The sequence below is a fragment of the Pseudomonas sp. SK3(2021) genome, assembly GCF_016772375.1.
Classification (GTDB): Bacteria; Pseudomonadota; Gammaproteobacteria; order Pseudomonadales; family Pseudomonadaceae; genus Aquipseudomonas; species Aquipseudomonas chlororaphis_I.
The window spans coordinates 2606624-2632592 of record NZ_CP061943.1; the positions used below are offsets into that span (position 1 = coordinate 2606624).

General features: G+C 62.1%; 27 protein-coding genes and 1 pseudogene. 15 read left to right on the forward strand and 13 right to left on the reverse strand.

Going from position 1 to position 25969, the window contains the following annotated elements:
* Positions 1-106 precede the first annotated feature (106 nt).
* A complete protein-coding gene (locus tag IF690_RS11925) occupies positions 107-1312 on the forward strand; it encodes an MFS transporter (protein WP_202700197.1) in 1206 nt (401 codons plus the stop codon).
* Positions 1313-1499: 187 nt separating this feature from the next.
* Here IF690_RS11925 and IF690_RS11930 read toward each other — a convergent pair whose 3' ends face one another.
* Entirely contained in the window at positions 1500-3701 is a 2202-nt protein-coding gene (locus tag IF690_RS11930; protein ID WP_202700198.1) for an OsmC domain/YcaO domain-containing protein, read from the reverse strand.
* Positions 3702-4482: 781 nt separating this feature from the next.
* On the opposite strand from IF690_RS11930, the gene IF690_RS11935 reads away from it, so the two are divergent.
* The gene (locus tag IF690_RS11935; RefSeq protein WP_252189548.1) at positions 4483-5175 is read left to right on the forward strand and encodes a formyl transferase; all 693 of its coding nucleotides are present in this window, start codon (positions 4483-4485) and stop codon (positions 5173-5175) included.
* 169 nt (positions 5176-5344) lie between these two features.
* On the opposite strand, the gene IF690_RS11940 is transcribed toward IF690_RS11935, so the two are convergent.
* The 4 genes from IF690_RS11940 to IF690_RS11955 all read right to left on the reverse strand — a co-directional run bounded on the left by IF690_RS11940 (position 5345) and on the right by IF690_RS11955 (position 8089).
* Positions 5345-5602 carry a bacteriocin immunity protein gene (locus IF690_RS11940; protein WP_202700200.1) on the reverse strand — a complete coding sequence of 86 codons (258 nt, stop codon included), beginning with the start codon at positions 5600-5602 and terminating at the stop codon, positions 5345-5347.
* Positions 5603-5604: 2 nt separating this feature from the next.
* A complete protein-coding gene (locus tag IF690_RS11945; RefSeq protein ID WP_202700201.1) occupies positions 5605-6924 on the reverse strand; it encodes an S-type pyocin domain-containing protein in 1320 nt (439 codons plus the stop codon).
* A 188-nt stretch (positions 6925-7112) separates the two neighbouring features.
* Positions 7113-7607, reverse strand: coding sequence for a PaaI family thioesterase (locus IF690_RS11950; RefSeq protein WP_202700202.1), 495 nt, complete (start codon positions 7605-7607; stop codon positions 7113-7115).
* A 44-nt stretch (positions 7608-7651) separates the two neighbouring features.
* Positions 7652-8089, reverse strand: a complete 438-nt coding sequence (locus tag IF690_RS11955) for a hypothetical protein (RefSeq protein WP_502710170.1) — start codon at positions 8087-8089, stop codon at positions 7652-7654.
* A gap of 177 nt (positions 8090-8266) precedes the next feature.
* Between IF690_RS11955 and IF690_RS11960 the strand changes: the two genes are divergently transcribed.
* Positions 8267-8794, forward strand: coding sequence for a DUF1993 domain-containing protein (locus IF690_RS11960; protein ID WP_202700204.1), 528 nt, complete (start codon positions 8267-8269; stop codon positions 8792-8794).
* A gap of 270 nt (positions 8795-9064) precedes the next feature.
* Positions 9065-9394: a hypothetical protein gene (locus IF690_RS11965; protein ID WP_007924875.1), complete on the forward strand. Its 330-nt coding sequence runs from the start codon at positions 9065-9067 to the stop codon at positions 9392-9394.
* 423 nt (positions 9395-9817) lie between these two features.
* Here the strand turns inward: IF690_RS11965 and IF690_RS11970 are convergent, their stop codons facing one another.
* The gene (locus IF690_RS11970; RefSeq protein WP_202700205.1) at positions 9818-10714 is read right to left on the reverse strand and encodes a DMT family transporter; all 897 of its coding nucleotides are present in this window, start codon (positions 10712-10714) and stop codon (positions 9818-9820) included.
* Between the two features lie 127 nt (positions 10715-10841).
* On the opposite strand from IF690_RS11970, the gene IF690_RS11975 reads away from it, so the two are divergent.
* Entirely contained in the window at positions 10842-12176 is a 1335-nt protein-coding gene (locus IF690_RS11975) for an aminotransferase-like domain-containing protein (protein WP_202700206.1), read from the forward strand.
* Between the two features lie 37 nt (positions 12177-12213).
* On the opposite strand, the gene IF690_RS29290 is transcribed toward IF690_RS11975, so the two are convergent.
* The 3 genes and pseudogenes from IF690_RS29290 to IF690_RS11985 all read right to left on the reverse strand — a co-directional run bounded on the left by IF690_RS29290 (position 12214) and on the right by IF690_RS11985 (position 14877).
* On the reverse strand, positions 12214-13077 hold the full coding sequence (locus tag IF690_RS29290; RefSeq protein ID WP_502710179.1) for a methyl-accepting chemotaxis protein: 864 nt from the start codon (positions 13075-13077) through the stop codon (positions 12214-12216).
* Positions 13072-13842 (reverse strand): annotated as a pseudogene (locus tag IF690_RS29295) (MCP four helix bundle domain-containing protein); the annotation flags it as partial. The gene IF690_RS29290 and the pseudogene IF690_RS29295, both read right to left, overlap by 6 nt.
* A gap of 327 nt (positions 13843-14169) precedes the next feature.
* Positions 14170-14877 carry a DUF6602 domain-containing protein gene (locus tag IF690_RS11985; RefSeq protein WP_202700208.1) on the reverse strand — a complete coding sequence of 236 codons (708 nt, stop codon included), beginning with the start codon at positions 14875-14877 and terminating at the stop codon, positions 14170-14172.
* A gap of 235 nt (positions 14878-15112) precedes the next feature.
* Here IF690_RS11985 and IF690_RS11990 point away from each other — a divergent pair, with 235 nt between their 5' ends.
* From IF690_RS11990 to IF690_RS12010, 5 genes are all read left to right on the forward strand, one after another.
* Positions 15113-15472 carry a hypothetical protein gene (locus IF690_RS11990; protein WP_202700209.1) on the forward strand — a complete coding sequence of 120 codons (360 nt, stop codon included), beginning with the start codon at positions 15113-15115 and terminating at the stop codon, positions 15470-15472.
* A gap of 168 nt (positions 15473-15640) precedes the next feature.
* Positions 15641-16246, forward strand: coding sequence for an SCO family protein (locus tag IF690_RS11995; RefSeq protein WP_202700210.1), 606 nt, complete (start codon positions 15641-15643; stop codon positions 16244-16246).
* A complete protein-coding gene (locus IF690_RS12000; RefSeq protein ID WP_202700211.1) occupies positions 16246-16737 on the forward strand; it encodes a copper chaperone PCu(A)C in 492 nt (163 codons plus the stop codon). Before IF690_RS11995 ends, IF690_RS12000 begins: the two co-directional genes overlap by 1 nt.
* A gap of 41 nt (positions 16738-16778) precedes the next feature.
* Positions 16779-16973, forward strand: a complete 195-nt coding sequence (locus IF690_RS12005; protein ID WP_007924891.1) for a DUF1289 domain-containing protein — start codon at positions 16779-16781, stop codon at positions 16971-16973.
* A gap of 346 nt (positions 16974-17319) precedes the next feature.
* Entirely contained in the window at positions 17320-17955 is a 636-nt protein-coding gene (locus IF690_RS12010) for a hypothetical protein (RefSeq protein ID WP_202700212.1), read from the forward strand.
* Between the two features lie 219 nt (positions 17956-18174).
* Here IF690_RS12010 and IF690_RS12015 read toward each other — a convergent pair whose 3' ends face one another.
* Positions 18175-18720: a hypothetical protein gene (locus IF690_RS12015; protein ID WP_202700213.1), complete on the reverse strand. Its 546-nt coding sequence runs from the start codon at positions 18718-18720 to the stop codon at positions 18175-18177.
* 381 nt (positions 18721-19101) lie between these two features.
* Between IF690_RS12015 and IF690_RS12020 the strand changes: the two genes are divergently transcribed.
* A complete protein-coding gene (locus IF690_RS12020) occupies positions 19102-20520 on the forward strand; it encodes a phosphatidylserine decarboxylase family protein (RefSeq protein WP_202700214.1) in 1419 nt (472 codons plus the stop codon).
* Between the two features lie 63 nt (positions 20521-20583).
* Here IF690_RS12020 and yghX read toward each other — a convergent pair whose 3' ends face one another.
* Positions 20584-21471 carry a YghX family hydrolase gene (yghX, locus tag IF690_RS12025; protein ID WP_202700215.1) on the reverse strand — a complete coding sequence of 296 codons (888 nt, stop codon included), beginning with the start codon at positions 21469-21471 and terminating at the stop codon, positions 20584-20586.
* A gap of 185 nt (positions 21472-21656) precedes the next feature.
* On the opposite strand from yghX, the gene IF690_RS12030 reads away from it, so the two are divergent.
* Positions 21657-22445 (forward strand): DeoR/GlpR family DNA-binding transcription regulator, encoded by a 789-nt coding sequence (locus tag IF690_RS12030; RefSeq protein WP_202700216.1) that lies wholly within the window; start codon positions 21657-21659, stop codon positions 22443-22445.
* A gap of 97 nt (positions 22446-22542) precedes the next feature.
* Here IF690_RS12030 and IF690_RS12035 read toward each other — a convergent pair whose 3' ends face one another.
* Positions 22543-23484 (reverse strand): class I SAM-dependent methyltransferase, encoded by a 942-nt coding sequence (locus tag IF690_RS12035; protein WP_202700217.1) that lies wholly within the window; start codon positions 23482-23484, stop codon positions 22543-22545.
* Between the two features lie 222 nt (positions 23485-23706).
* Here IF690_RS12035 and IF690_RS12040 point away from each other — a divergent pair, with 222 nt between their 5' ends.
* The 3 genes from IF690_RS12040 (at position 23707) to IF690_RS29130 (ending at position 25341) form a co-directional block, all read left to right on the forward strand.
* Complete coding sequence (locus tag IF690_RS12040) at positions 23707-24792, forward strand: colicin E3/pyocin S6 family cytotoxin (protein ID WP_202700218.1); 1086 nt, start codon at positions 23707-23709, stop codon at positions 24790-24792.
* Positions 24789-25028 carry a pyocin S6 family toxin immunity protein gene (locus tag IF690_RS12045; RefSeq protein ID WP_051673129.1) on the forward strand — a complete coding sequence of 80 codons (240 nt, stop codon included), beginning with the start codon at positions 24789-24791 and terminating at the stop codon, positions 25026-25028. Before IF690_RS12040 ends, IF690_RS12045 begins: the two co-directional genes overlap by 4 nt.
* A gap of 181 nt (positions 25029-25209) precedes the next feature.
* A complete protein-coding gene (locus tag IF690_RS29130) occupies positions 25210-25341 on the forward strand; it encodes a hypothetical protein (protein WP_016702842.1) in 132 nt (43 codons plus the stop codon).
* 152 nt (positions 25342-25493) lie between these two features.
* Here the strand turns inward: IF690_RS29130 and IF690_RS12050 are convergent, their stop codons facing one another.
* Positions 25494-25880, reverse strand: coding sequence for a VOC family protein (locus tag IF690_RS12050; protein ID WP_202700219.1), 387 nt, complete (start codon positions 25878-25880; stop codon positions 25494-25496).
* Positions 25881-25969: the final 89 nt, after the last annotated feature.

Below are 25969 nucleotides of genomic sequence, written 5' to 3' on the forward strand. Positions count from 1 at the left end.
AGCAATGAGAACTGGGTTCAGCAGTATGCTTGATCCGCGCCGGCTTTCCAGCGAGTGCCGCAGCGCGACCCCGACAGAAAATGATGGCGATAACGATGAGGCAAGGATGCTGGCCACGCTAAAGAACTATCCGACCACGGTAAACCTGCTGCTTTCAGCGTCCCTGATCCTGACCCTCGCCCGCGCGATCACCCTGCCTTATCTGGTCATTTATTTATCCGGCAACTTCCATTTGAGCATCGCCGATGTCGGCCTGGTCATCGGCAGCACGCTGGTTATCGGATCATTGTTGAGCCTGTATGGCGGCTTCCTGGTGGACCGGATGTCCAGCTACCGGCTGATCCTGGTCTGCAGTGGTGTGTTCACCGCGAGCTTTCTCGGGACCTTTGTCGCGCGCGATCTCTGGCTGTTCTACCTGTGCCTGGTGTCGATCAACCTGGCCTATGCGGTCATCGATATCACCGTGAAATCAGGCTTTGGCAGCCTGCTCCCCGTCGCCGGCCGGGGCGAAGTGTTTTCGATCAAATACACCCTGACCAATATCGGCTATGCCGTCGGTCCTTTTCTCGGCGCGGGGCTGGCCGGGCTGGATATCAGCCTGCCTTTTCTGTTGTCCGCGGGGCTGGGCGCAGGGTTCTTTTTTATCTACTTCGTGTGGGGCGACAGGGGCTTGGCTGGTGGCGAGGCAAGCCAGCCCCGCGTGCCGTTCCTGGCCGTGGGCAAACGGTTGCTGCGCGATCGCCGGCTGGTGTGCTTTACCCTGGGCGGGCTGCTCAGCGCCGTGGTCTTCGGCCAGTTCACCGCCTATCTGTCGCAGTACCTGGTGGTGACCACGACCGCCGAAACCACCTACCGGATGATCAGCAGCATCGTGGCGACCAATGCCCTGACGGTGATCAGCCTGCAATACCTCATCGGCAGAAGAATCTCCCAGGAGCACTTGAACCTGTGGCTCGCGGGTGGGCTGGCGATGTTTGTCCTGGGGTTGGCGGGCTTCGCCCTGTCGACCACTTTGGTGTTCTGGGTGATCGCCATGGCCATTTTCACGCTCGGCGAGATTATCGTGTTTCCCGCCGAATACATGTTCATCGACAAGATCGCCCCGGAGCACCTGCGGGGCATGTACTACGGGGCGCAAAACCTGAACAACCTGGGGGCGGCATTGGGGCCGGTGCTGTGCGGAGCGGTATTGGCGGTACAGCCTGCCCACTACATCTTCTACATGCTGATGCTGTTCATCATCGCGGGCGGGTTGCTGTATTTCCTGGGCGCGTCCATTGCGGGCAATACAGCGGCAGGGAAGGGCGATTGAAGGTGTCGCTGGCGGCCAGCGAGCCCAAGTCGGCAGCTCGCTGATCCAGCGGACCTGTCGGGTGAGGTCCTGGATTTTTCCCAGGCATGGCGGGCCAGCATGATCCGAACCGATATCGGCCAGGCGCGCAAGACGCCAGGCCAATATCGGTTCGTTCAACGGCAGGCGTTTTTCTCTGGTCCGGCCATCAGTTGGCTTGAGCCGTCACCTTGGCCCGCGCCGCGTGCAGCTTCTTGTAGCTGTCGATCAGGCGCAGGTGGCGGTCGATCCCTTCCAGCTTCATGCTGGTCGGCGTCAGGCCATAAAAGCGCACGCTGCCGTTCACCGAGCCAATCACCGCATCCATCCGCTCGTTGCCGAACATGCGACGGAAATTGACTTCGTAATCCGCCAGGTCCAGATCTTCGTCGAGTTCCATCTCCAGCACCGCATTCATCGCCTGGTAAAACAGGCCACGCTCGGCGGTGTTGTCGTTGTACTGCAGGAACATCTCCACGCACTCCTTGGCTTCTTCATATTGCTGCAAGGCCAGGAAGATCAGCAGCTTCAACTCCAGGATGGTCAGTTGGCCCCAGGCGGTGTTGTCGTCGAATTCGATGCCGATCAGGGTGGTGATATCGGTGTAGTCGTCCAGCTCGCTTTCTATCAGGCGCTCGAGCAACGCCTGCAACTCATCCTCGTCGAGGCTGTGCAGGTTGAGGATGTCGGAGCGGAAGAACAGCGCCTTGTTGGTGTTGTCCCAGATCAGGTCTTCCACCGGGTAGATTTCCGAGTAGTCCGGCACCAGGATGCGGCAGGCGGTTGCATCGAGGTGCTCGTACACCGCCATGTAGGACTCTTTGCCCATGCCTTCGAGAATGCCGAACAAAGTCGCGGCTTCCTGGGCGTTGGAATCTTCACCCTGGCCGGAGAAGTCCCACTCGACGAATTCATAATCCGACTGGGCGCTGAAGAAGCGCCACGACACCACGCCGCTGGAGTCGATGAAGTGCTCGACGAAGTTGTTCGGCTCGGTGACCGCCTGGCCTTCGAACGTCGGCGGCGGCAAATCGTTCAAGCCCTCGAAACTGCGGCCTTGCAGCAGTTCGGTGAGGCTGCGCTCCAGCGCCACTTCCATGCAGGGGTGAGCGCCGAACGAGGCAAATACGCCACCGGTACGCGGGTTCATCAGGGTCACGCACATCACCGGGAACTCACCGCCCAGTGACGCATCCTTGACCAGCACCGGAAAGCCCTGGGCTTCCAGGCCCTGGATGCCGGCGAGAATCCCCGGGTATTTGGCCAATACGTGCGCCGGTACATCCGGCAGGGCGAATTCGCCTTCGATGATTTCGCGTTTGACGGCGCGCTCGAAGATCTCCGACAGGCACTGCACCTGGGCTTCGGCCAGGGTATTGCCGGCGCTCATGCCGTTGCTCAGGTAGAGGTTTTCGATCAGGTTCGACGGGAAATACACCACTTCGCCGTCCGACTGGCGCACGAACGGCAGCGAAACAATGCCGCGCTCTTCATTGCCGGAGTTGGTGTCGATCAGGTGCGAGCCGCGCAGTTCGCCATCGCGGTTGTAGATTTTCAGACAATAGGGGTCGAGGATTTCGCTGGGCAGCTCATCCTTGGGGCCAGGCTTGAACCAGCGCTCGTCCGGGTAATGCACGAACGGCGCGTTGGCGATCTCCTCGCCCCAGAACTGATCGTTGTAGAAGAAGTTGCAGTTCAGGCGCTCGATGAACTCGCCCAACGCCGAGGCCAGCGCGCTTTCCTTGGTCGCACCCTTGCCGTTGGTAAAGCACATTGGCGACTGCGCGTCGCGGATATGCAGCGACCAGACGTTGGGCACGATATTGCGCCACGACGCGATCTCGATCTTCATGCCCAGGCCGGCCAGGATGCCGGACATGTTGGCAATGGTCTGTTCCAGCGGCAGGTCCTTGCCGGCGATATAGGTGCTGTGCGAACCCGCGCTCGGCATCAACAGGGCCTGGGCATCGGCGTCGAGGTTTTCCACCTCTTCAATCACAAACTCAGGCCCGGCCTGTACCACTTTCTTGACCGTGCAACGGTCGATGGAGCGCAGGATGCCCTGGCGGTCCTTGTCGGAGATATCCGCCGGCAGCTCGACCTGGATCTTGAAGATCTGGTTGTAGCGGTTTTCCGGATCGACAATGTTGTTTTGCGACAAGCGAATGTTATCGGTGGGGATATTGCGGGTGTCGCAGTACAACTTCACGAAGTACGCCGCGCACAACGCCGATGACGCCAGGAAATAGTCGAACGGACCCGGTGCCGAGCCATCGCCCTTGTAGCGGATGGGTTGATCGGCCACCACCGTGAAGTCATCGAACTTGGCTTCAAGTCGGAGGTTGTCGAGAAAGTTGACCTTGATTTCCATGGGGAACACCGAATAACGAGCAAAACGAAATGGCGGCCATTATCCGGTTTTTCAGCGCGAAGTCTTGCGCTTTTCGGCAAGCGGGCCAGGTCGTTGGGGGGGGCGTGACAGCGTTGAATTCCCGGGTGGATATAAGGCAAATCAGGCGCTGGTTGTTTTGCACATTTTCATACTGGCTGGCGGGAAGTTCGTTGAAGCTTCGCTCGTGGGTCAGGGTGAAGCTGGATTCGATGAGGGCTTGGAAAGAATCCCTAGCGTTTCCATCGATCAGCAAGACCAGTAATAAGCCGGCACGCCTGTGCCTTCCAAAGAAATCGCGCGCAGTGGAAGGGGCAGGACAGGAGTGGAGTGTGGCTGCGCAATTGCACTCCACTTGACCACCCGTTTGCATTCGACCTGACCACCGATTGCATCGGATTTCACCAGCACGCTTTGTAGCCATGATCGGCAGAGAACGGCCAGGAGCTGCCGGGGGACGTAGCAATGACGAAAGAGCAACTATGCTAGGTCTGATGCCGGAATTGATCGAGCAGATCGGGCCTTGCGTCCCTACGTCGTGGCAAAACAATGGGAATGGGACCGATCCGCTTGTGTGGAATTGGCCGTTGCTGCTTCTCAAGGCAGGTCTGACAGAGGAGGTCTGAAGTTGCGAATCGCTTTTCTGGTGAACCGGGACGTGGAGAGCAATCTCACGCTCAATTTCCTGTTGCCCGAGATTCACCAGAGCACAGTGGGAATATTCCTCTCGGAGAGAGTGGGATCAGGCAGGAAGGTGCCACGCATGCTCGGACAACTGGCATTGATCGAGCAGGACTTCTTCAATGCCTTGCCCCCTAGGTTAAGCGGATCGCGCGACCCGGTCAGCAGCGGGCATCGATTCGGTTTTGCAGAACTGCAGCAACGCTTTGGGGTTCCTGTGCGGGTATTGCCCAGCTTGAGGGATCCTGCGGGCCTGCAAATGCTGAAGGATGCGGGAGCGGATCTGTTCATCTCAATCCGCTTTGGTCAAATCCTGAAGAATGAAGCGTTGGCCATTCCGCCACGCGGCGTCCTCAATCTTCACTCTGGCCTCTTGCCTCAATATCGAGGTGTTCTCGCGACCTTCCGGGCGCTGCTGAACGGGGACCCGGAGATCGGCTGTACTCTCCATTGGATCGACAGTCCCGGCATTGATGTTGGGCGCATCATTGAGACTGCGCGTGTGGCAGTCGAAAAGGAGCGCTCCTTGCTGTGGCACATCCTTTCACTTTATCAACCAGGCGCGCGTCTCATCATGAACGCTATCAGGCGCTTGGAGCGCGATGAGCCCATGACGGGGACGTCCCAAGATCCATCTGCCGGGGCCTACTACTCCTTTCCCGGCGAGGATGACCTGATGCAGTTCACGACACTGGGATGGCGGCTCTTCGATCGCGAGGACGTCTGGGAGCTTTTCGAATCGTACGGATTTCCGCTGCGCATAAGCGCTCCTTGAGCGCTGAACGGCGGCAAGGCTTACTGAGGCCTTTGCAAATGACGGGTCAGGTCGAATGCAAATGGGTGGGCAAGTCTGTGTAGTTACCCATGTGGCAGAGGTCAACCGCTTGGAGTGCTGACAGGGAATAGCCAGCAATTTGCTCTTTGGGGGCTCGGCTGTCTGCTCATCACCTCGCTTTGAATCCTGGCAAGCCATTAGCCTTGCGCCACTCTTTGACTGTTTTCAAGATTCCTTCTGGCGAGTCATCAGCATCGTCAGAGGGGTAAAAAATCAGATCTGAGCCTTTGGGATGCTCTGAAATTTTCCGAAAATGCTGAACTAAAGCGGAATGATCTTCCTCGCTTTGACAGTTGACCTCGCAGATATCTGTCAAAAGTTGAAGGAACTCTTTTTCTGTGTAATCAGAAATGCTGTTTTTTAGCATGCTTAATTTTTTCCTCTATGAATATCAATGTGCCTTCTAGGTGTCGCTACGCTCAGGTTGTCAACATCGTAAATAGCGCCCCCTTGGGCAATTCCGACATGATGGTGTAGCTCGTACTTTTCTCGCGATCCCACTCGACCACTTTCTGGTGTGTATGGGGAAAACCCTTTATCTAGCAGCTTTTGGTTGACTGTTCTGAACTGACTTCTTAATTCTGAATCATTACCTACAGCCCTCCAAAACGCCTCCCGAAAAGCATCAAAGCTTCTGAACTCCCTCCCACGCAGCTGATCAGCAATCCCAGCGGGTATCGGAGAGCCCAACCCTGAGCCCGCTCCAGCAAGCCAGGTTCCACCTATATCCTGCCCCTGACCCGTAACCGTACCGGGCGTCTTGCGCACGCTCAGTACGATATAGAGCGGCTGAACCCCTGACCCCGCTGGGAACACCAGAATGAAGTCCTTGTACTCCGGCGGGTAGATCGGGTTGACGATGATGGTGTCCGCCTGTTCGGTCGGCGGAAAGATCCAGATGTGCGGCGCTTGGGGCGCGGCCTCCAGTGGGGGGATGCCGGAGGTGCTGGATGGGTCGACCGCTGGGGTCCAGATCAGGGTGACGCCGTCGCCGAAGTCGGCTACTTGCTGCTGGCCTTTGGCGACAAAGCGCACCACCGGGACCATTTCCCAGCCACGCTGCTTTTGCGTGTTGTAGCCGTAGCCCTTGAGCGTGCCGTCGGGCTGTTGTTCGATATGCAAGCGCACGCGGGTACGGCCTTCTTTCAGGGCGTCGAGTTGCTCGGGCGTGTACAAGGCGCTATCGCCCAAGCTCGACGGCCAGAGCATGGCCACCACGCCAGCCAGGGCACCCGCGACAACTCCGCCGGTTGCCGCGCCAGCCCCGGTGGGTGCCAATCCCTCGCCACCCAGCGCCAGGCTGCCCAGCGTAGCGGGAAGAGCGCCGCCGCTGATTTTCTTGAGCGGGATATTTCCTGCCGCATCCGCGCGACGACCACCCAGCACGACAAGCTCGCCATAGTCCTTGATGGCGTCGGTGGGGATCGCTCCGGATGGGCTGAGGTAGTCGATCACCCCATTGGGCAGCTTGCAGGATTTGGTAAAGGTGCAGCCGGCCATCGCCTGTTGCTTGCGGGGTGGGCTGGCGAGGCTGTCCGCATAGGCTTGTTGGCGGGCCAGCATCCGCTCATAGGCGTGTTGCCTGGCGTCTTGTTCCGCCCGTTCGCCGGGGGGCATGTCTCGGTAGGTGACGTGGTGCCCGTCGCCGGAGGGCGGATTCTTGATCGGGGGGAGTCTGTTGCGGGCCATCGAGGATTCTGCCTGTCCATCCAGTGCGGTTTTCCAGCCGGCGGCGGGATGGCATCAACCCTATTGGGTATGGACAGGCATTACTGCGGGAGGAATCTGAAAGCTTTGAAGGGCAAGTCTTTAGTTTTATGGGCTGGCGGTCAGTCAGCCAGTGGGTTGCTTTGAATGCCCGGCGGGCCTGAGCCGGCTCAGGCTTCCCGCCCGTGGGCCGCCGCGGCCAGCTGCTCGGTATCGACCCGCACGAAGATCGAGTCGCCGATCGCCGTCAGCACATCGCCGGCGTAGACCTCGCAGATCACCCGGCTCTTGCGGCCGAGTTCGCCTTCGACCTTGGCGCGCAAGGTCAGGGGCACGCCCATCGGCGTCGGCTTGATGAATTTGATGCCGAGGTTGCCGGTCACGCAGTTGATCCGCGGCAGGCTGTCCAGGGCGCGTCTTTCGGCGCGGTAGTGGTAGGCCATGGCGGTCCAGTTCGAGTGGCAGTCCACCAGCATGGCGATCAGGCCACCGTACACCAGCTCGGGCCAGCCGCAGTATTGGTGGTCCGGCAGGTGCTCGGCCATCACATGCACCCCATCCTCATGCCAGTGGCTCTTGATGTGCAGGCCATGGGGGTTGCTGCTGCCGCAGCCAAAACAAACGCCGTCCGGCGCGCTGCTGTCTTGCAGGGAGAGTGGGGGCATGTGCCTTACCTTTTTTATTGTTGGAGTGGGCCCTGGCGAAGCCCTCAGGCCGCCGCTTGTGCCTGTATCTGCAGGTCGCCGTCGACCTCCTTGACCAGCCCGCTGGCCAGCAGCAGCGGCAGCAGGCGCTTGTGCAACTGCGGCTCGACGAATTCCTTGACGGTGTCCAGCGCCAGGTTGCCGCTGGTTTCCAGCTCGGCCTTGGTGTAGGACAACCAGGCCTTCTTCAGCACCAGCAGCACGTCGCTGCCGGCGGTGGTGGCGAAGCGGCGGTGGGTCACCCTGCCGTCGAAGTCGAAGCTGTGCTGGTAGGCATAACCGCTCTCGTCACCCGCGCTGGCGACACAACGACCGCAGGTGCATGCGCCGTCGCCGAAGGCCGTGCGCAGATAGGTGTTGAAGTCCACCACGGGCTTGAGCCCCAGGCGCTTGTCGACTTCGAACAGGTCCCCGGTCATTTTTGCTTCACTGCTCAAGGTCATTTTCCTCATGTTCAGGCGGTGTATTACGTCAGGGGCGCACCTTAACAGCCAGATCGGCGGACGGGTACTTTTCTGCTGCCGTCGGGGCCGGATCGCCATCTGCTAGGATTCTCTGCGCGATGCAATCGGCGCGGTGCCTACGCCTTGTCCCCCCCCTGATTCCTGCGAGGAGAAAGTATGTCGATCTATGCCATGACTGTCCCCTGTTTCGCCCAGATGCTGCGGGCGTTGAACAGCTTCTTGGACAAGGGCGAGGAGCATGCTCGCGAACGCTGTTTCGACCCGCAGGTCCTGCTGCAGGCGCGCCTGGCGCCGGACATGTATGACCTGGCGGCGCAGGTACGCTTTACCTGCACCCAGGCCCGGGAAGCGGTCCAGCGCCTCAGCGGCTTGCCGGTGAGCGGGGTGCCGGCGCCGGCCAGCATGGCCGAGGCCAAGGCGCTGATCGAGCAGACCCTGGCGTTCCTCGCCGAGGCGGATCGAGGGCTGATCGAGAGCAGCGGCCAGCGCGCCGTGGCCATCGAGCTGCCCAACGCCATCGCCTTCGACATGACCGGCGAAGAATACGCCCGCAACTGGGCGACGCCGCAGTTCTATTTCCACCTGGTCACGGCCTACGACATCCTGAGGCATAACGGCGTGCCGCTGGGCAAGGCCGAGTACGCGCAGCATATGTTCGCCTACCTGCGCCAGCCGCAGGGGTAGCGCCGGCTACCGGCCAGGTATCCCTGCCGGGGAGACCGTCGCGGTCCACGGGCGTTTCCCGGGGCCGGACAAAACGCTTGAGCAGGCGGCCGAATGTCGCGGTGCTGCGCCAGTGCTTGCTGCCCGAGGCCGGCCGCGGCGCGAGCAGTGAACAAGTGGCCATTAAAAGAGCGGCACATTGCCTTCTCCAACAAGGCGCCGTGCTGGCCCCGCCAGCCTCGAATCATCGCCAAAATCACTTTAATTTCAGGTGGTTAGGTAGATCGAAAAATGCGCAATGTGTGGATGACGCTGACCTCGTTCGCCTTGGTCAGCGTGGCTGTCGCGGCCGAGGGCAAGGAGTTGCCGGCCAATGACCGGTATGTGTGCAGTTGGGGCGCGGGGACGGCGGCGCGGGCGCAGGAACTGAAACTGTCGGGCGTTTCGCTGTATGCCGCGCGGCAGAAGCTGCAGACCTATAAGTTCAGCAAGGGCTGGATGCGCATGCTGGCCCTGGGCATTACCGAGCAGACCTACGACAGCCCTTCGAGGGCCAAGCCGGCCACGGTGCGGCAGAGCTTTTACGACGATTGCGTGCGCTACAAGCTGGCGCGCAAATAACCGAGGGGAAGGCGTGGGGAATGGCCGGTTGCCCGGGCTGCCATGCTGGCGCGGGGGCCGGCGATCCTGGGGCCAGGCACGTCGGCTTTGCCTCATGTTCCCGGAGCTTTGGCCCATGGGCCGACAGAACCCGCCGCCATCTGATCCGTATTTTTCTTCGTCACCTGCGTCTGTATCGAGATCAGACCTGGCCTGAGAATAACGCACCCCTCAGGCACACCGGCCTGCCGGCTGGAGCCTGAGGCGGCGTTCTGCTTTTCGCGTCGGCGAAAACTTATTGTTCAGGAGGCCTTTATGGCGAAGATGGCGATTTTCTTGTTTGGATTCTTGGCGCTGACCATCGCGATTGGTCTGCTGGCGACCATCTCTCCGGTCTGAGGGAAACCTCAGGCCAGCCCAGCCTCTGCGAGGCGGGCCGAACCGCTATTTCGAAAACTTCCTCGCCCCGGCCACGCACAAGATCACTGCCACGGTCACTCCCAGCATGCCCAGGCTGACCTGTTCATGCAGCAGGGTGGCGGCCAGGGCCAGGCCAAAGAAAGGTTGCAGCAATTGCAACTGGCCGACGGCGGCGATCCCTCCCTGGGCCAGCCCGCGATACCAGAAGACAAAGCCGATCAGCATGCTGAACAGCGCGACGTACGCCAGGCTCAGCCAGGCGGGCAGGGTGATGCCGCTAAACGACGGCGGGGCACGCAACAGCGCCAGCACGGCCATCACCGGCAGCGCCAGCAGCAAAGCCCAGGAAATCACCTGCCAGCCGCCCAGGGTGCGGGAGAGCTTGGCGCCTTCGGCGTAACCCAAACCGCAGACCAGAATCGCCAGCAGCATCAGGATGTCTCCGGCCGGTGCGGCGCTCAGCCCCTGGGACAGGGCAAACCCCACCACCAGCAGGCTGCCCAGCACCGAGAACAGCCAGAACACCGGCCGCGGCCGCTCGCCGCCGCGCAGCACGCCGAACACCGCGGTGGCCAGGGGCAGCAGGCCGAGGAAGACGATGGAGTGAGCCGAGGTCACGTACTGCAAGGCCAGCGCGGTCAGCAGCGGAAAGCCCACCACCACGCCCAGGGCGACTATCGCCAGGGGCCACAGCTGGTTTCTGCTCGGGCGTTGTTCCTTGAACAGCAACAACAGGCACAAGGCCAGGACACCGGCGATGCTGGCGCGGGCCACGGTCAGGAACAGCGGATCGAACTCCAGCACGGCCACCCGGGTGGCCGGCAGCGAGCCGCTGAAAATCAGCACGCCGATAAAGCCGTTGAGCCAGCCGCTCGCGGCTTTTTGCGTGGCGGGGTGTGGCAGGGATGATGTCCGTTCCATTCAGGGGCTCAGCTCTGTTCAAGGGTAAGCGCCGCGCTGCAGGGCGAGATTGCGCCTGGACTGTTCAGGCCCCATCCTAGGAGTGCCAAGCAATACAATCAAAATATTGTCATGGATACATTGCCCTATGGCCCGTGCCCGCTACAAACAACTGGTCGATGGTTTTGCCGCCGATATCCGTGGCGGTGCATTGCCGCCCGGCACTCGCCTGCCAACCCATCGCGAGCTGGCCGCCAGGGAAGGGCTGGCCCTGGTGACCGCCTCGCGGGTCTATGCCGAGCTGGAGGCCATGGGCCTGGTCAGTGGCGAAACCGGGCGCGGCACTTTTGTCCGCGAGACCGCATTGCCGCCGGGGCAGGGCATCGACCAGCAGGCGAGCGCAGCGGGCACCCTCGATCTCAATTTCAACTACCCGGCGTTGCCCGGGCAGGCCGAAGTGTTGCGCAGTGGCCTGCGCCAGCTGGCGGCTGCCGGTGACCTGGAGGCGCTGCTGCGCTACCAGCCCCACAGCGGCCGCAGCCACGAGCGAGCCACCGTGGCCCGGCATCTGGCGTGTCGCGGGTTGCAGGTGGAAGCGGACCGGGTGTCGATCGTCAGCGGCGCCCAGCACGGCCTGGCGACCACGGTGATGGCGCTGCTCAAGCCCGGCGATGTGGTGGCCACCGATGCCTTGACCTACCCGGGGTTCAAGGTGGTGGCCGACGCCCACGGCGTGGAGCTGGTGTCGATTGCCCTGAGCGAACACGGCCCCGACCTGCAGGCCTTCGAGCGGTTGTGCCGCAGTCGGCGGGTGCGGGCGGTGTATGCCATGCCGACCCTGCACAACCCCATGGGCTGGGTGCTCGACCTGGCGTGGCGCGAGCGTCTGGTGCGCATAGCCCGGCAGCACCGGCTGCTGATTATCGAGGACGCCGCCTATGCCTTCCTCGCCGAGGATCCGCCCGCGCCCCTGGCGGCCCTGGCGCCGGAGCTGACGGTGTACGTGTCGGGGTTTTCCAAGAATGTCGCCACCGGGCTGCGGGTCGGTTTTGTCGTCGCGCCGCCGGCCTGGGTACCGCCGATCGAACGGGTGATCCGCGCGACCACCTGGAATACTCCCGGGGTGATGACCGCGCTGGTCTGCAACTGGATCGACGACGGCACGGTGGCGCGCCTGGAAACCGAGAAACGCCAGGACGCGATCGCCCGGCAGGCCCTGGCCAGGGACGTGCTGGCCGGCCTGGCGTACATCGGGCATCCGGCGTCCTATTTCCTCTGGCTGCCGTTGCCCGAAGAGGTGCGCGCCGATCAGGTGGCGATGGCCTTGCTGCGGGAGAACGTCTCGGTGTCCACCGCCGAGCCCTTTGTCAGCGCCGCGCCGGTGCCCCACGCCATCCGCCTGGCCCTGGGCTCGGTGGATATGGATCAACTGCGGGTGGCGCTGGAGCGGGTGCGCCAGGTGATTGGCCAATACGCCTATTGAAGGCTCCCGCGCGGCGAGGCGTGGGAGCCCGCGGCCCTCAGACCTTGAACCGGGTCACCAGGCCGTTGAGTTCCACCGCCAGGCGTGACAGGTCCTGGCTGGCGGCGTTGCTCTGGTTGGCCCCGGCCGAGGTCTGGGTCGCCAGGTCGCGGATGTTCACCAGGTTGCGGTCCACCTCGCGGGCGACCTGGGCCTGCTCTTCGCTGGCACTGGCGATCACCAGGTTGCGTTCGTTGATCGAGGTGATGGCCTGGGTGATCTGGTCCAGGGCCAGGCCCGAGGCGCGGGCGGCTTCCAGGGTCAGATGAGCGCGTTCGTTGCTGTGGCGCATGGCGCTGACCGCGCCTTCGGTGCCTTCTTCGATGGTGTTGATCATGCTTTCGATTTCCTGGGTCGACTGCTGGGTGCGATGGGCGAGGGCCCGCACCTCGTCGGCGACCACGGCGAAACCGCGTCCGGCGTCACCGGCCCGGGCCGCCTCGATGGCCGCGTTGAGGGCCAGCAGGTTGGTCTGCTCGGCGATCGAGCGGATCACCTCCAGGACCTGGCCGATAGTGCGCACATCCACCGCCAGGTGTTCGACCTGTTCGCAGGTGCGGGTCACCTCGTCGGCCAGGTCGCCGATGGAGTCGACTGTGTGTTGCACCTGCTGCCGGCCGTGGTGGGCGGTGGCGTCGGTTTCCCGGGACGCCTCGGAGGTGCTGACGGCGTTGCGCGCCACTTCTTCCACGGCCGCGGTCATCTCGTTGACTGCGGTGGCGGCCTGTTCCAGCTCGTTGCTCTGCTGGTGCAGGGTCTTGCTCGAGTCTTCGGTCACCGCATGCAATTCTTCGGCGGCCGACGCCAGCTGGCTGGAGGAATCGGCGATCTTCTGCAGGGTATTGCGCAGGCTGTTCTGCATGCGTTGCAGGGCGTGCAGCAGGCGCGCCGGTTCATCGTTGCCAGTCACGCTGATGGCGTGGCACAGGTCGCCGCTGGCGATGGTCTCGGCGACTTCCACGGCCTGGCCCAGCGGCCGCACGATGCTGCGGGTCAGTACGATGGCCAGGCCGACCGTCAGCACCAGCACCAGGGCCAGGATCGCCAGCACCAGGCCGACGGCGCTGTGGAACACCTCGTTGCTGCGCGCGGCCGCCGCTTCGCCGCCGTGGGTGTTGACCTCGACCACGGTCAGCAGCTCCTTGAGCATGGCGTCGGCATTGGCCAGGAACGGGCCGCCGTCGACAATGGCCACGGCCTCGGCCTTGCGGCCTTCACGTATCAGGTCCAGGACCCGTTGCTGATCCCGCAGATACAAGGCCTTGACCTGGACAAAACGCTCGTAGGCGGCTTTTTCCTCGGGGTCGCTGATCAGCGTTTCGTAGACCTTCTGTTGCGCCGACAGCTGTTCGTCGAGCTGCACGACCCGGGGCAACAGTTCGGCTACATCGTTGCTGTCACGGATCACCAGCAGGCGCAGGGTCAGGGTGCGGATCTGGGTGCTGGTCAGGGCCACGGCGTTGGCCGCGACGATCGAGGGCAGCCAGTTCCTGTCGACCTCGAGCGACTGCTCGTTCATGCGGCGCATTTCCAGCAGGGAGAAGGTCCCGAGCGCAACCGCCAGCAGTGCGATCAGGGCAAAGCTGAGGCCTGCACGGCGGGAAATGTTCATCGATCGTAAAAGCATGACTGTGTTCCTTGTGGCGGCAAAAGGCACAACCTGCGCGGTATCCGGCAGGTTCGCAGCAAAGCGGCGCGCGCTCGGAAAGGCTCCGGGGCGTCGTCGGTTCTTGCAGGCAAGGCAGGCGGGAGGCGCATCGTGGCGCCTTCTTTATGAGGGCTTCCGGTGTGGACGGGGTTGCATGGGCCCAGGCCGGAAAGGTGGCGATGATATCACAGTGATGTCGCTTTTTTGGCCGGAGCACCCTGTGCCCGGCCGATGAAAAAGGCGAGCCGATCCGTCAAGGACTGTAGGCGCGAGCCAGCTCGCGCCTACAAGGGGCCGTGGATCTCGTCAGCCATCCTCGGCTTCATCCAGGAGCGAGACGTAGCTCTTGATGTCGAACCGGCTGTCTCTGTTGAAGGAAAGCCAATTGGCGAGGCTGCAAAGAAAAGCGAAAACCGCGCTGTCCCCGGATGCCTCGAAGTTTCCAGAGGGTTCAAAGCTGAAAAAGTAAGCGGGTTCCAGGCAGAGGATTCCTGTGGGGAAATGCTGTTTTTTCTCTCTGCACTCCTCAAACAGCCACTTGGTCATGGTGTCTTTGTCCGGTCCTTTGAACGCAATGATGTAGGACGGGACCAGGTATTCATTTCTGAAAATGAACTGTTCTTTCGACTTTTTCCGTTGAAGCTGCTGGATGGCGTGGCTCTGTTCGAACGCCTGAACCTTCTGGGTCCGCAGGTCGGATTTCACCTCAATGGCGGCTGCCACGGTATCGGCGAAATAGAGCCGTTGCTTGCCGGAGGTAATGGGCAGGCTGAAGCTTTGCTCGCACTCGAGGACGATATCCACCTGGCCCGTGGTTTTTCCGTAGCCGTCCATGATGACGCCAGAGCCATAGCGGATGTTTTGCGGCAGGACCCGAGCCAGCAGGCTTTCGATGATGAGTTCCCTTTCGTTGCCGATGACCGTCGAAGGGTACTTTTTCGATTGTTTGTGCCCAAGCATCAAGCTTTCTTTCAGCGTCTCGATGCTGTTACGCAACAGGTCTTTCCCTGGCATGACTCATTCCTTGCATGAAATTTGAGGGCGAGGCTTCCCCGCCTGAGTCGGGGACTGCCTGACAGTAGGGATGCGCGGTGGGGGTGTAAAGGCGTTCGTGGAGAGCCGCGGGGGAAGGCGGCGGATGTTGCGGAATGAGTGTCGCGCCGGCCACACGGGGGGCTTGTATTGACGGTCGAGCGCGGCAAGACTGCGCGCCCGCAAAAGCACAGCCCCGGCCAGCCAAGGAGTCCCCATGCCATCAAGCAAGCGCGAGCAGGCGCGTTTCGAACGTCGCCTGGTCGCCAGCCTCACCGACGCCTGCGAAACCGCCAAGGCGGAAATCGTCGGTTTTTCCTGGCTGACCCATGTGGCCGATTACGCGGCGTTTCCCGCCAGCCTGAGGGTGGTGTGGGTCTTCGACACCCAGGCCAGCAAGACCCGGGCCCTGGCCGGCGGGCAGGGCGAACGCATGCTCGAACTGACAGCCATGGCGCTGCACGACGCTGGCCTGGCGTTGCCGGCGCTGGCGGCCCACGTGCGGTACGACAGCGAAGAACAATGCCAGCGCATCAACGGCGGCAACTGGCAAAAGCGCCTGGCGCGGCTCGGCTGAGAACCGCTGGAAAGCGCGGCCAAACGCCGCACCCGACCATGGTCGCACACAACCTGTCATCCATTTGGCAGGAAGCGGGCCGCCGCGTTTTGCTACCATGCGTGGCTTTTACGGATGGGCCGCCCGGCGGGTCGTCTGGATTTTCGGCTCCTCAAAGGGCGGTAACGAATGAGTGTTTTGTTGAGTCGCCGCGAGGTGATTGCAGGTATGGGGGTGTTGGGTCTCGGTCTTTTGGCCGGCTGCGACACCCGGGGCCAGCTGTCGTACAAATATGGCAAGGATCTGAGCGACAAGATCATGGGCCGTACCTTCAAGCTGAAGGACACCGAGGGCAATGTCAGGACCCTCTCGAGCTTTCGCGGCCTGATGCCGATGGTGTTCTTCGGCTTCACCCAGTGCCCGGCCATCTGCCCCACGACGCTGGCGCGCGCGGCCCAGGCCAAGAAGCTGATGGGCCGCGACGGCGATCGCCTGCAGGTGATCTTCATCACCCTGGACCCCGAGCGGGATACCCCGGCGGTGCTGGATGCCTACGTCAAAGCCTTCGACCCGAGCTTCGTCGCGCTCTACGGCACGCTGGAGGAAACCGCGGCCACGGCCAAGGAGTTTGACGTGTTCTACGAGAAGATCCCCAGCGGTTCGACCTACACCCTGTCCCACACCGCCACCAGTTTTGTCTACGACTCCAGGGGCACGCTGCGCCTCGGGTTGTCCCAATCGCTTACCGCGCAAGAGTGCGCGGAAGATCTACTGACCGTCATGGAGGTCTGCTGATGTACCCGGCCCTGAACCCATCCACAATCGCCCAACGCGCCAAACACCTGCTGCTGGGCCTGTCCCTCCTGGGCCTGGCTGGCCAGGCCGCGGCCCAGACCCAGGTCGATGACGCCTGGGTACGCGCCACCGTCGCCGGGCAGCAGGCGACCGGGGCCTTCATGACCCTGATCGCCAGCGACGACAGCAAGCTGCTCAGCGTCGAGTCGCCGGTGGCCAAGATCGTGCAGATTCACCAGTCGAGCATGCACAACGATGTGATGAGCATGCGCCCGGCGGACTTCGTCGCCTTGCCGGCCGGCAAGGCCGTGGCCCTGGATCCCCACGGTTATCACGTGATGCTGATCGACCTGGTGGCCCAGGTGAAGGAAGGCGACAAGGTGCCGCTGACCCTGGTGGTGGAAAACGCCAAGGGCGAGAAACAGTCGATCAAGGTCGAGGCCCAGGCCCGCGCGCTGAACATGCCCGACCACAGCAAGATGCAGCATTGATGGTTCGCGGCACTTGCGACGACCGGCAGCCAGGCTGAAGCATGGCCAAGGAAATCGACAACCCCTGCATCGCCGTTTGCCAGTTGAGCGGCGACCTGTGCCTGAGTTGCGGGCGCAGCAAGGACGACATCCGCCAATGGAAGCGCATGAAGCGCCCGGAAAAGATGGCGGCGGTGCAGCGGGCGAGCCAGCGCTTGAAGGCGTTGCGCAAGAAGGGCGGCGGCGCCAGCCGCTGATCCTCCCCGGCCGGCCATTGCGCGCCGGCCTTCAGACCCCCGGCGTTTGCGCCGCACACTCCTGCAACCAACCCTCTTATCGATTTTGTGACGGGGGCCGTCAAAGGACTTCGCGGGGCGAGCGTTAACTATCGGGCGCGCGGGGCTGACAAAAGATCATTGGTCGGCAGATGGGGGGTGCTGGGTCAGGCGTTAGGGTGGGTGGCAGGTGCGGTACAGCGAGGGATCACGATTGTCGCGAAGAATTTTTCATTGATGGCCTTTTGATATTGTTCGCCACTCTCTAGAATCGCCGCGGCCACTCCAGCCATGGAGGCGCTCCGCTACCCAACCTAAGGAAACCGCAATGAAGATTGGAAAGATTCTGGGCCTGTCCCTGATGCTCGCGCTGACCGGTTGCGCCAGCTTCACCAAGGACGAAGTGGCTGCGGTGGATATGCCGTCCATGTCCAGCTACGCCAACAAGCCGAATGTCTATGTGAACTTCGCGTTCTATCAGGGCGAGCCTCAAAGCGCTTCGGCCGTCGAAGTGCCGCAGGCGCGCGACATGCTCAAGCCCCAGTTGCAAAAAGTCTTGAGCGACTCCGGGCTCTTCGGGCGCGTGACCCTGGACGAATTCCAGAAGCAGCCGGGCGATTACAATCTGCGGCTGAAGGTCTACAACCATCCGCCCAGTGGCGGGCAGACGGTCATGGCCTTTATCAGCGGCCTGACTTTTACCCTCATCCCGACGATGGCGACCGATCAATACACCATGAGCCTCGAGGCGCTGGACCCACAGGGCCAGGCTGTCAGCAGCGCCAGCAACCATGACGGGATCAATACCTGGATGGGCATCTGGTTCGTGCCGTTGATGGGCAATACGCCGAAGGAAGCGGTGAGCGATACCTTCAGCCGTCAGGTCAACGCGCTGCTCAAGCAGATGGTCGAGCGCAACAGCCTGAAATATTCGGCTCTGGAATCCCGTAGGCCGCAGGCCTGAACCGAAAAAAGACCGCTTGAGCGTAATGCCGATCAGTTAAGGCTTTTTGTAGGAGCGGCCGGTCGACGCTCGATTGCTCGCGAAGAACTCCAGCACAGCGCGTCAAACCAGGCAGTACGCGTTATCGTTGACGTTTTTCGCGAGCAAGCTCGCTCCTACAGTCGAGCCAATCGCTTAACTGATCGGCATTAGCCGCTTGAGCGGCTCTTTTTTTTGCCCTTATTTCAGCGCCTGGATGAACTGCGGATCGCTGTACAGGGCCTTCAGCAAATCCCGCACCAGCGGGTTGTAGGCATTGGCGGCGTTGGGGATAGCGATGGGGCCGAAGAAGCTGCTACCCCATTGGCTGCTCACGGTCTGGGTCGCCTCATAAGCCATCTCGCTGCCCTTGAGCAGGGTGAAGCGCGCCGCGAGCTCGCCATGACCGCTGGCCATGCCGGCGCTCAGTTCATTCTTCAGTACCAGCACTTGCAGGTGCCGCTGCGCCTGTGGGTCCAGCAGGCCGGCGCGGCGCAGCTCTTCGTTGATGGCGTCCTGAATATGCGAGGGGATGCTGCCGCTGGGTGAGCGGATCGGATTGGCGCGGACCGACAGCGAGCCCTGGCCGGCGGCGGCCGTTACCTGGGTATCGCTGATCGCCTGCAGAGGTGGGGTTTGCTTGAGTCGTTGAACGTTGTCGTAACTCGGTTCATAACGCGTCATGGTCACGCCACAACCTTGCAGCAACAGCGCGAGCAGAGGGACGAACAGCAGGGATTTATTCACGGCATTGCCTTGCGTGAGGGAATTGGTGGGGCGGGATTATCGACTGATGGCGGTTGGCTATCAATGTTGCAAAGCACCGCCCTGAGCAACCTGTTGCCGCCTGCCCATGAATTTTTCCGGCAGCCCCTCCAAAAAACGCGCGAGCAGCTTTACTTGTTCAGGCAAGTCGCGCCTGTAGATGGCCGTTCGGCCGCCGCATTCTGCCCGGGACCGGCATTGCGAGAAGGACACGGAGTGTCGGTCAACCCCGTTCAAGACCCTTGTCGCCCCCCTGGCATGAACGCCTGCTGGAGCAGTCGTTTGCTGGCCAGTACCTCACCGCAGTCTGGTCGCGCCCGCGCCATCGCCGCCCGGGCGCCGCCTCTTTAAAGGAGTAAAGAAATGACTCAGTTCGACAAACAGCTCAACACCCCCCAACAGCCTTCGCGGCAGGCGCGCCTGGAAAGCACCGGCGCCGAGCGCCTTACGCTGGCCAACGCCGGACCGATCCAGATGGGCTTCTGGGTGCCCAACCGGGTATGGGCCACGGCCAGGTTCCTGGTGCCGCTGCGCAACCTGATCGCCGAGAAGAAAAAAGCCGGCACCCTGACCCCGATGCGTGCGGAAATCATCGAGTTCAAGACCTGGGTCACCCATAACAGCGTGTACCGCATGTGGGTCAACTCGATGATCGAACAGTCGAACGCCTACGTGGCGACCCTGGACGAGGCGACCCAGGAACAGATCAAGGACTCGGACGGCGATGCGCTGTGGATCGCCGGCTACGACAGCTTCTTCGAGATCCTCAACGAGATCATCAGCACCTCTTCGTCGTTCAACACCACGGCCCAGGTCGGCACGCCGATGAACGCCTTCCTGGCGGTGTCGATGGGCACCGAGGCGGGCGTCGCGCTGTTCCATGACACGACCTTCAACCAGCAGTTCAAGAAGGTGCTCAATGCCTGGAATACCTTCCTCAAGAGCAGCGCGTCCCTCGACAAGCTGGATATCGACGATCCGGAAAAAGAAGGCTCGTGGATCTCCAAGGCGGCCCACGAGGCTGGGGTCTGGACGCAGATGGAGCATGATCCGAACCTGCCCGGCTATGGCTTCGATTCCTGGAATGCGTTCTTCATCCGCAAGTTCGTGCCCGGCGCGCGGCCGTTCCTGGGCAACGCGCTCACCCAGGTCAATATCGGCTGCGAAACCACGCCCTGGCAGTACGAAAACAACCTGGCGTACGAGACCGAGTTCTGGATCAAGGATGTCAATTATTCGCTGCTCGATCTGTTCGGCGGCCAGCAGCAGTGGGCCGCTCCGTTCCAGGGTGGGCAGGCTTACCAGGGTTTCCTTTCGGCGACCCACTATCACCGCTGGAACGCGCCGCTCGACGGCAAGCTGGTGCGCTCCTGGGTGCAGCCGGGCACCTATTTCGCCCAGCGTCCGGCCCAGGGCGAAGGCGAGGGCACCTGGGAGGGCACCGAGTCGCAGCCGTACCTGGGGCATGTCGCCGCCCGGGCGATCTTTGTCTTCGAACACCCGGCCTGCGGGTATGTCGCGCTGATCTGCATCGGCATGGTCGAGGTCTCGACCTGTGTGATCGAACCCCAGTTCATCGTCGACCAAGGCGCCGCCCCGGTGAACATCGCCCGCGGCACCGAGATCGGGCATTTCGAGTTCGGCGGTTCGACCCACATGATGATCTTCCAGAAGGATCGGGTGCAGCTGGAGACCTGGGCGCTGAATGCGGTGCAGCACCAGAACGACCCGCAACCGACGCCCATGGGCACGGTGATCGCCACGGCGTTGCTGAAGGCCTGAGCCACTGAGTAGCCGCGACGGCGCGCTCGCGCCGTCGCCTGCAAAGCGCTGCCAGCCGCTGGCCTAGACCAGGTATTTGCGCAACCACGCCAGCGTCCGGTCCCAGGCCAGGGTGGCGGCTGCCTCGTCGTAGCGCGGGGTCGAGTCGTTGTGAAAGCCGTGGTTCACCCCGGGGTAGATATAGGCCTCGTAAGTCTTGCCCGCGGCTTTCAGCGCCTGCTCGTAGGCCGGCCAGCCTTCGTTGATGCGGGTGTCCAGTTCGGCGTAGTGCAGCAGCAGTGGCGCCTGGATCCGTTCGACCTCCGCGCTGTCCGGCTGGCGCCCGTAAAAGGGCACGGCCGCCGCCAGCTCCGGGTAGGCCACGGCTGCGGCATTGGCCACGCCACCGCCATAACAGAAGCCGGTGATGCCGACCTTGCCGGTGCTGGCGTCGTGCTCGAGCAGCCATTGGATGGCGGCGAAAAAGTCGTTCATCAGCTTTTCCGGATTGACCTTCTGTTGCAGCTCTCGGCCTTTGTCGTCGTTGCCGGGGTAGCCGCCGACCGACGTCAGGCCGTCGGGGGCCAGGGCGATGAAGCCGGCCTTGGCCAGGCGCCGCGCGACGTCCTCGATATAGGGGTTGAGCCCGCGGTTTTCATGGGCCACCACCACCGCCGGCAGCTTGCCTTCGGCTTTCGCCGGGCGTACCAGGTAACCCCGGACCTGTTTGTGGCCCTTGGGCGAGGGGTAGGTGATGTATTCGGCGACGATCTGCGGATCGGTGAACGACACCTGTTCGGCCAGGGCGTAGTTCGGTGTCAGGGCGGCGAGGGTGGCGCTGGCGGTCAGCCCGACCAGGGTGAAGGCCGCCGCCCGGTCGAGGAACTCGCGGCGGCTGATCGTGCCGTGGGCGTAGTAGTCGTAGAGTTCAAGCAATTCGGGAGCGAAGTCTTTGGCACTGAGACGTTCCATCGCGCGCTACCTCTTCAATCATGGGGGCGTCCTGGCGCCACACGGCCTGTGGGCGGGACAGGTTTCGACCTGGGATTGAATCAGTAAAGCAAGCCTGGGCCCCGGCGGCCAATGCCCAGGGCAGGCATTGTGTTTGGGCGGGGTCTTGGCTAATCTCGCATAAACACGCAAAAGCAGGCATAAACATGCAAAACCAGCATTCCGTCGCCGAGCTGCCCCATGTGCGTCGGCAGAAGATCCTCTTGCTGCTCGAACGCGACGGCAAGGTCATGGCCTCCGAGCTTGGCCAGCATTTCGCGGTCTCGGAGGACACCATCCGCCGCGACCTGGCGGAGCTGGCCGATGCCGGGCTGTTGCAGCGGGTCCACGGTGGCGCGCTGCCACGGCCCAAGGACACCGGCAAGGATGTGTTCACCCGCCTGGGCGAAAGCAGCGAGGTCAAGCGCCACCTGGCCAGGCTCGGCGCGCAGCGGGTGCAGGAAGGGCAGATCGTGATGTTCGACTCGGGCTCGACCACGCTGCTGATCGCCCAGTCCCTGCCTGCCGATATCGGCATCACCGCGGTCACCGCTTCGCCGCTGATCGCCATCGCCCTGGCCGAGTACCCACGCAGCCAGGTGATTCTCGCCGGCGGCCGGCTCAACCCGGCGACCCTGTCCTCCGGTGGCCATGAGGCGGTATGCCTGATCCAGGGGATCCGCGCCGATCTGCTGTTCACCGGGGTCTGCGCGATTCACCCGGAGGTCGGCATCACCTCGCTGCACTTCGACGAGGTGCCGGTGAAACAGGCCCTGCTCGACAGCGCATCCCAGGTGGTCGCGGTGACCACCGCCGACAAGCTCGGCGCGGTGGAACCCTTTGCCGTGGCGCCGTGCAATCGCCTGCATACGCTGATCACCGAGCAGCACCTGGCCTCGGGCAGCCTCGAGGACTACCGGCGCCTGGGCATCGAGGTGGTGCAGGCGCCGGTGTGACGGCGGCGGAAGGTGCCGGTTGTTATCAAGGTGCTGGCCTGGGCCGGTGGATTGCGGGTACGAACCTGCGACAAGCCCGGCCTGAGCCGCCGCGCGCTTATTCGACCCGGCGGAACACCAGGGCCTTCAGGCCGCTTTCGCTATCGGTATCGGGAAACTCCGGCGGGTTGTCCAGCCGTTGCTCGAAGCGCAGGCCCGGGGCTTCGCGGGTGACGCCGTCGATCAGGAAGTCCGAGGCGACAGCCGGGTCGTTCATGCAGGCCAGCACGCAGCCGTCGGCGGTGAGCAGTTCCGGCAGGCGGCGCAGCACCCGGGCGTAGTCCTTGGTCAGCAGGAAGCTGCCTTTCTGGAACGAAGGCGGGTCGATGATCACCATGTCGTAGGGGCCGGCGTTCTTCACCTTGCTCCAGGACTTGAACAGGTCATGGCCGAGAAAGCTCACCCGGCTCAGGTCATGGCCGTTGAGCCGGTGATTGTCGCGGCCACGGCTCAGGGCCGGGCGCGACATGTCGAGGTTGACCACATGGGTCGCGCCGCCTTCGATGGCCGCCACCGAGAAGCCGCAGGTGTAGGCGAACAGGTTCAGCACGCGCTTGCCCCGGGCATTGGCGCGCACCCAGTTGCGGCCGTAGCGCATGTCGAGAAACAGGCCGTTGTTCTGCTTCTTGCCCAGGTCCACCCGATATTTCAGGCCTTCCTCGACCAGGGTCCATTCCTCGATAGGTTCGCCCACCAGCCAGTCCACCGGGCTTTGCAGCTGATAGCGGTGCTGCAGCACCAGGGTGTGGGCGCCACAGGCCTGCCACTGCGGCGAGGTGCTGATTGCCAGCAGCAATTGCTTGAGCGCCTCCAGCTGTTGCGGCTCCGGCTCCTTGAACAGCGCCACCAGCACCACGCCCTGCAGCCAGTCCACGGTCACTTGCTCCAGCCCCGGCCAGCAACGCCCGCGGCCATGGAACAGGCGCCGGGTTTCCGCGGGAGCGGACGCCAGGGCTGTCAGCAGGTGATGGTGCAGGATGGAGAGGGCTTCGGAGTTCATCGAAGGAGGGCCGACAATAAAAGGGCGGGCATTTTAAACACAACTGACCGTGAGGACTTACAAAACCAATGTCTACCCGATTTTAAAGAGATGTTTAACGACGAATCTTCAGAATTGTCCTAACTACCAACTGCCGCCCTTCAGGGTAATGTCCAACCGCCAACTGCAACTATTCGCCTCCTCCCGGAGGCTTTTTTATGGGTAATGCGGAAGCGGACACGGATGAGCGGCTATGTACCCAACGCCCCGAAGGGCTATCGCGATAGAGGCGTGGAACCTGTCGATCTCGGTGAACAACGCTGGGCCGAATACAAGGACCTACCAGCCAAGCCAGAGGCAAAGCCTGGTCCTGTTGGCTGTGTCTTCGCCAAGTCCTGCACCTTGCCCAATGGGGTGATAAACCATAGCAACCCCGGTGGTTTTGTGCCCGTCGAGTTGCTGAAGCAATACGGTACTTATGCGGTGCTGGGCACCGGCCCAGTGATATCCGCAGGCGGTACTCCACTGCAATGGGTGGGTGGTTCGGGGAGTGCTTCGGGGCTGGTAGCTCGTCTTGGTGGCACCTTGGCCTTGGCGGGTTCCACGGCAGTTGGTTTCGCGGCATTACTGCTGCCTGACGATACGTCGGCTGACAGTGCCTTCTATACCTTCGAGCAATACGCGCAGTTGAGCCAAGGGAACACCCGTGTGCGGGTCAATGTAAAACATCTGCCGGATGGTTCTGTGAGTGTTTACGGGTTCTATACCGGGACCAAGGCAGAGTGGCAGCAGGTGCCTGTTATCGAAGCGAAGAGCCTTGGCGATCAACTGGTAGCGGATTTGGGGAACGGAACTGAGCTCATATGGACTCCGGCAGCCGATCCAAACGCCGTGCTAGGCATCCCCACGCTGGAAGGCGCCTTGTTGAAGCCCGGGGCCTGGGTTTTTCCACCCACTGAGCAGGCCGATAAGATATTGGTCAATCCAGTGCATCCGCCCGACTACCAAGATGCAATCATCTGGTTTCCGAACACCGGTATCCAGCCGATTTACATCTCGCTAATCCTGCCAGGAGATCACAGCTACTACCCCAAACCTAAAAGCTTCCCTGCATTCCCTGGCCTCAAGCTGGCGAGACCTAAGACTCGGAAAAAGGGTGGCGGCTTGCGTGACCGCTGGAAAGATAAAGACGGCACACTCTATGAGTGGGACTCTCAGCATGGGGCATTGGAGAAATACAACAAGCGCGGGAAACATCTAGGTGAGTTCGACCCGATAACGGGGCGGCAAACCAAGCCGGCAGACAGATCCAGGGAAATTGAACCATGAAGTACGAACTGAAATTCGAGATATACGGCATACCTCCAGATGGCGATGAAGCGGTATTCGAGATGGAGTTACCAACGCTCACCACAGAATGCCTGATGCCTGTGATGGGCTGGCAGAGCGAGGCGGAGGCCGTGAGCAGCTATTTTCTAACCCCCGAACAAACTGATGCAATAGAGCATCTCGCGGCGATCACTCTGCCAAAAGACCTGGACTTGTTCCTTAGCTGTCATGGCTGAGCCACGAAGAAGCTTGGCGGCACCCTGAAGCATTTAACTTTGGGAGTTCCCGAGGGTGAGGACAGGTTCTTGATGTTCAACAAATGCCACGTGGGGAACGCGGCAAGTCAGTGGCCTGCACCCGTGCCGATGGCCGGGTGCCATGTCGAGCGAGGCTACCGATCAGGTGTGGAACAGGGCGATGGCAAAGGAAACCACGATCATGCAGGCGACTGCAAAATTGATATTCATGACGTACTTGTCCGACGGTATTGAAGGTGGCGCCATTCTGAAGGCATCGGCGGAAAATAAAAAATCCGCTTTCATGATTTGAATGATCGACGGCAGTGATGATTGGCGGCGTCATGCCCGACAGGCCGTGAAACGGGAAGCGAGCGGATATCTGCGCGAAGCTGATTATTCAGGCTTCGCGCAATCCAATGAGATCGTCGAGGGCCTGCCTCCAGTTCGCCATGCCATGTCTGTTCAGGTCTGCTGGACGATCTGGATAAGGTTGCCGCAGGTGTCGTCGAAGACCGCCAGGGTCACCGGGCCGGCGACCGTCGGCGGCCGGGTGAACTGCACACCCAGGGCACTCAACCGGGCATATTCGGCGTGTATGTCCTCGACCCCGAAGAAGGTGAAGGGAATGCCATCGCGTTTCAGCGCCGAGGTGAACGGCTTGGCGGCTGGGTGGGCGTCGGGCTCCAGCAGCAACTCGACGCCGTCGGGGTCGCCGGGCGAGGTCAGCGTCAACCAGCGATGCTCGCCCATGGCGATGTCGTGCTTGAGTTGAAAGCCCAGCACGTCCCGGTAGAAGGCCAGGGCCTTGGCCTGGTCGTCGACGACCACGCTGGTGATCACGATTTTCATGGGGGTGTTCTCCGTTTGGATGCGCGGATGGCCAGCAGGGTGCGAAGGGCCGGTCGGCGATAAATGCCTGGCAGGGATAATAGCCGGGC

Excerpts from the sequence above, each read along its gene's own strand:
- IF690_RS11925 (WP_202700197.1), top strand. The coding sequence starts at position 107 with ATGCTGGCCACGCTAAAGAACTATCCGACCACGGTAAACCTGCTGCTT.
- IF690_RS11930 (WP_202700198.1), bottom strand. The coding sequence starts at position 3,701 with ATGGAAATCAAGGTCAACTTTCTCGACAACCTCCGACTTGAAGCCAAG.
- IF690_RS11935 (WP_252189548.1), top strand. The coding sequence starts at position 4,483 with ATGCTCGGACAACTGGCATTGATCGAGCAGGACTTCTTCAATGCCTTG.
- IF690_RS11940 (WP_202700200.1), bottom strand. The coding sequence starts at position 5,602 with ATGCTAAAAAACAGCATTTCTGATTACACAGAAAAAGAGTTCCTTCAA.
- IF690_RS11945 (WP_202700201.1), bottom strand. The coding sequence starts at position 6,924 with ATGGCCCGCAACAGACTCCCCCCGATCAAGAATCCGCCCTCCGGCGAC.
- IF690_RS11950 (WP_202700202.1), bottom strand. The coding sequence starts at position 7,607 with ATGCCCCCACTCTCCCTGCAAGACAGCAGCGCGCCGGACGGCGTTTGT.
- IF690_RS11955 (WP_502710170.1), bottom strand. The coding sequence starts at position 8,089 with ATGACCTTGAGCAGTGAAGCAAAAATGACCGGGGACCTGTTCGAAGTC.
- IF690_RS11960 (WP_202700204.1), top strand. The coding sequence starts at position 8,267 with ATGTCGATCTATGCCATGACTGTCCCCTGTTTCGCCCAGATGCTGCGG.
- IF690_RS11965 (WP_007924875.1), top strand. The coding sequence starts at position 9,065 with ATGCGCAATGTGTGGATGACGCTGACCTCGTTCGCCTTGGTCAGCGTG.
- IF690_RS11970 (WP_202700205.1), bottom strand. The coding sequence starts at position 10,714 with ATGGAACGGACATCATCCCTGCCACACCCCGCCACGCAAAAAGCCGCG.
- IF690_RS11975 (WP_202700206.1), top strand. The coding sequence starts at position 10,842 with ATGGCCCGTGCCCGCTACAAACAACTGGTCGATGGTTTTGCCGCCGAT.
- IF690_RS29290 (WP_502710179.1), bottom strand. The coding sequence starts at position 13,077 with ATGCAGAACAGCCTGCGCAATACCCTGCAGAAGATCGCCGATTCCTCC.
- IF690_RS11985 (WP_202700208.1), bottom strand. The coding sequence starts at position 14,877 with ATGCCAGGGAAAGACCTGTTGCGTAACAGCATCGAGACGCTGAAAGAA.
- IF690_RS11990 (WP_202700209.1), top strand. The coding sequence starts at position 15,113 with ATGCCATCAAGCAAGCGCGAGCAGGCGCGTTTCGAACGTCGCCTGGTC.
- IF690_RS11995 (WP_202700210.1), top strand. The coding sequence starts at position 15,641 with ATGAGTGTTTTGTTGAGTCGCCGCGAGGTGATTGCAGGTATGGGGGTG.
- IF690_RS12000 (WP_202700211.1), top strand. The coding sequence starts at position 16,246 with ATGTACCCGGCCCTGAACCCATCCACAATCGCCCAACGCGCCAAACAC.
- IF690_RS12005 (WP_007924891.1), top strand. The coding sequence starts at position 16,779 with ATGGCCAAGGAAATCGACAACCCCTGCATCGCCGTTTGCCAGTTGAGC.
- IF690_RS12010 (WP_202700212.1), top strand. The coding sequence starts at position 17,320 with ATGAAGATTGGAAAGATTCTGGGCCTGTCCCTGATGCTCGCGCTGACC.
- IF690_RS12020 (WP_202700214.1), top strand. The coding sequence starts at position 19,102 with ATGACTCAGTTCGACAAACAGCTCAACACCCCCCAACAGCCTTCGCGG.
- yghX (WP_202700215.1), bottom strand. The coding sequence starts at position 21,471 with ATGGAACGTCTCAGTGCCAAAGACTTCGCTCCCGAATTGCTTGAACTC.
- IF690_RS12030 (WP_202700216.1), top strand. The coding sequence starts at position 21,657 with ATGCAAAACCAGCATTCCGTCGCCGAGCTGCCCCATGTGCGTCGGCAG.
- IF690_RS12035 (WP_202700217.1), bottom strand. The coding sequence starts at position 23,484 with ATGAACTCCGAAGCCCTCTCCATCCTGCACCATCACCTGCTGACAGCC.
- IF690_RS12040 (WP_202700218.1), top strand. The coding sequence starts at position 23,707 with ATGAGCGGCTATGTACCCAACGCCCCGAAGGGCTATCGCGATAGAGGC.
- IF690_RS12045 (WP_051673129.1), top strand. The coding sequence starts at position 24,789 with ATGAAGTACGAACTGAAATTCGAGATATACGGCATACCTCCAGATGGC.
- IF690_RS29130 (WP_016702842.1), top strand. The coding sequence starts at position 25,210 with ATGGCAAAGGAAACCACGATCATGCAGGCGACTGCAAAATTGATATTC.
- IF690_RS12050 (WP_202700219.1), bottom strand. The coding sequence starts at position 25,880 with ATGAAAATCGTGATCACCAGCGTGGTCGTCGACGACCAGGCCAAGGCC.